This window comes from Flavobacterium sp. DSR2-3-3 (assembly GCF_049896585.1).
Classification (GTDB): domain Bacteria; phylum Bacteroidota; class Bacteroidia; order Flavobacteriales; family Flavobacteriaceae; genus Flavobacterium.
This window is the reverse complement of record NZ_JAFCUP010000020.1, coordinates 1-3,003: the sequence shown is the minus strand read 5'-3', so window position 1 is coordinate 3,003 and position 3,003 is coordinate 1. Positions and strand designations below refer to the sequence as shown.

1 rRNA gene is annotated in these 3,003 nt (G+C 48.2%); it reads right to left on the bottom strand.

Annotated features, from left to right (window positions below):
- Nucleotides 1-8: 8 nt before the first annotated feature.
- Nucleotides 9-2,892: ribosomal RNA gene (locus ACP7AQ_RS15935) — 23S ribosomal RNA — on the bottom strand.
- Nucleotides 2,893-3,003 lie beyond the last annotated feature (111 nt).

The following is a 3,003-nucleotide window of genomic DNA, read 5'->3' as shown; positions in this document are numbered from 1 at the left end:
GGAAAAGCGTACATAAGCTTACGGGTTATTAGTACTACTCGACTATGACATTACTGCCTTTACATCTATAGCCTATCAACGTGGTCATCTCCCACGACCCTTAAAAGAAATCTCATCTTGTGGTGGGTTTCGCGCTTATATGCTTTCAGCGCTTATCCCTTCCAAACGTAGCTACTCTGCGATGCCACTGGCGTGACAACAGATACACTAGAGGTTTGTCCAATTCGGTCCTCTCGTACTAGAATCAGATCCACTCAAATTTCTTGCGCCCACAGTAGATAGAGACCGAACTGTCTCACGACGTTCTGAACCCAGCTCGCGTGCCACTTTAATGGGCGAACAGCCCAACCCTTGGGACCTTCTCCAGCCCCAGGATGTGACGAGCCGACATCGAGGTGCCAAACCCCCCCGTCGATATGAGCTCTTGGGGGAGATCAGCCTGTTATCCCCGGCGTACCTTTTATCCTTTGAGCGATGGCCCTTCCATGCGGAACCACCGGATCACTATGCTCTACTTTCGTACCTGATCGACCTGTATGTCTCTCAGTCAAGCTCCCTTATGCCATTGCACTCTACGCACGGTTACCAAGCGTACTGAGGGAACCTTTAGAAGCCTCCGTTACTCTTTTGGAGGCGACCACCCCAGTCAAACTACCCACCAAGCAATGTCCCCCGCATAACGGGGTTAGGCCTCAGACAAACAAAGGGTTGTATTTCAACAATGACTCCACAACGCCTAGCGACGCCACTTCACAGTCTCCAACCTATCCTACACATCATTTGTCCAAGGTCAATACTAAGCTATAGTAAAGGTGCACAGGGTCTTTTCGTCCCACTGCGGGTAAGCGGCATCTTCACCGCTACTACAATTTCACCGAGCTCATGGCTGAGACAGTGTCCAGATCGTTACACCATTCGTGCAGGTCGGAACTTACCCGACAAGGAATTTCGCTACCTTAGGACCGTTATAGTTACGGCCGCCGTTTACTGGGGCTTCATTTCAATGCTTCTCCGAAGATAACATCTCCACTTAACCTTCCAGCACCGGGCAGGTGTCAGGCCCTATACTTCATCTTACGATTTTGCAGAGCCCTGTGTTTTTGATAAACAGTCGCCTGGACCTCTTCACTGCGGCCAGCATTGCTGCTGGCGACCCTTCTCCCGAAGTTACGGGTCTATTTTGCCTAATTCCTTAGCCATGAATCTCTCGAGCACCTTAGGATTCTCTCCTCGACTACCTGTGTCGGTTTGCGGTACGGGTACTTATTACCTGAAGTTTAGAGGTTTTTCTTGGAAGCCCTTAGGCGCACTATCTCTTTGTCCGAAGACTCCGAGTACTATCGTATTTCCCCAAAACCCGTGGATTTGCCTGCGGGTCTTATAGGTAGGTACTTCAACGAACTATTCCGTCAGTTCGCGGCGCTTTCATCACTCCGTCACCCCATCACAGTAATAACTAGTACGGGAATATTAACCCGTTGTCCATCGACTGTCCCTTTCGGGTTCGCCTTAGGTCCCGACTAACCCACAGCTGATTAGCATAGCTGTGGAAACCTTAGTCTTTCGGTGTGCGGGTTTCTCGCCCGCATTATCGTTACTTATGCCTACATTTTCTTTTCTCACCGGTCCAGCATACCTTACGATACACCTTCTACCCTGTGAGAATGCTCCCCTACCACTTACAATTAATTGTAAATCCATAGCTTCGGTAATATACTTATGCCCGATTATTATCCATGCTCGTCCGCTCGACTAGTGAGCTGTTACGCACTCTTTAAATGAATGGCTGCTTCCAAGCCAACATCCTAGCTGTCTGGGCAGACAAACCTCGTTCTTTCAACTTAGTATATATTTGGGGACCTTAGCTGATGGTCTGGGTTCTTTCCCTCTCGGACTTGGACCTTAGCACCCAAGCCCTCACTGTTATGAAACATTATATAGCATTCGGAGTTTGTCAGGAATTGGTAGGCGGTGAAGCCCCCGCATCCAATCAGTAGCTCTACCTCTATATAACTTTACGCATAACGCTGCACCTAAATGCATTTCGGGGAGTACGAGCTATTTCCGAGTTTGATTGGCCTTTCACCCCTACCCACAGGTCATCCGAAGACTTTTCAACGTCAACCGGTTCGGACCTCCACTATGTGTTACCACAGCTTCATCCTGCCCATGGGTAGATCACACGGTTTCGCGTCTAACACTACTGACTAAAGCGCCCTATTCAGACTCGCTTTCGCTACGGATCCGTGGCTTAACCACTTATCCTTGCCAGCAACGTTAACTCGTAGGCTCATTATGCAAAAGGCACGCCGTCACCCCACGAAAGGGCTCCGACCGCTTGTAAGCGTATGGTTTCAGGATCTATTTCACTCCGTTATTCACGGTTCTTTTCACCTTTCCCTCACGGTACTGGTTCACTATCGGTCTCTCAGGAGTATTTAGCCTTAGCGGATGGTCCCGCCAAATTCAGACAGGATTTCTCGTGTCCCGCCCTACTCAGGATACCACTATCGTTATCTTCTATTACTTATACAGGGCTATCACCTTCTCTGGCCCTACTTTCCAGTAGATTCTAATTCTATCCGCAACAAATAACGTGGTCCTACAACCCCAATATTGCCGTAACAACATTGGTTTGGGCTAATCCGCGTTCGCTCGCCACTACTTACGGAATCACTTTTGTTTTCTTCTCCTCCGCCTACTTAGATGTTTCAGTTCAGCGGGTTTGCCCACCTATCGGTGTACTATGTCTTCAACATAGTGGGTTGCCCCATTCGGGTATCTACGGATCATATCGTGTGTGCCAATCCCCGTAGCTTTTCGCAGCTTATCACGCCCTTCATCGCCTCTGAGAGCCAAGGCATCCCCCATACGCCCTTATTTTGCTTATTGTACCAACATTCAATTAAGAATGCCGTTTCTTTTACTTGTCTATAAATAAACAAGCAAAAAATGCTTTCTACTTTTTATTATTTTCTTATCTCAATATGTCAATGAACTTTA